This is a genomic window from Acinetobacter sp. V2 (assembly GCF_001188385.1).
Classification (GTDB): Bacteria; Pseudomonadota; Gammaproteobacteria; order Pseudomonadales; family Moraxellaceae; genus Acinetobacter; species Acinetobacter oleivorans.
This window is the reverse complement of sequence record NZ_JZFB01000004.1, coordinates 337382-337617: the sequence shown is the minus strand read 5'-3', so window position 1 is coordinate 337617 and position 236 is coordinate 337382. Positions and strand designations below refer to the sequence as shown.

Genomic DNA, 236 nt, shown 5'->3' with positions numbered 1-236 from the left:
GTGTCAAATTGGTTACGAGCAACGAGTGCACGAACCAACTCAGCAGATAAGCTGTCAGCACGTACATTGCGGAACATACCGTTTTTGGTTTTACCCATTGCAGAACGTACGCCATCAACGATGACAACGTCACGTGGATTTAAAGTAGCCATTCACGTTGCTCCTTAACCGTAGAATTTTTTGTTGTTAGCAGCCATGTCACGCAACATTTGTGGCGCTTCATAAGCCTTACCTAA

Annotated in this window: 1 protein-coding gene and 1 pseudogene; both read right to left on the bottom strand. The window is 44.9% G+C overall.

Going from position 1 to position 236, the window contains the following annotated elements; genetic code table 11:
• Positions 1-152: pseudogene (gene fadA / locus UC75_RS21870) on the bottom strand (acetyl-CoA C-acyltransferase); the annotation flags it as partial.
• A 12-nt stretch (positions 153-164) separates the two neighbouring features.
• Positions 165-236: hypothetical protein (locus UC75_RS21865; RefSeq protein ID WP_228137401.1), on the bottom strand; the 72-nt coding region annotated here is incomplete at its 5' end.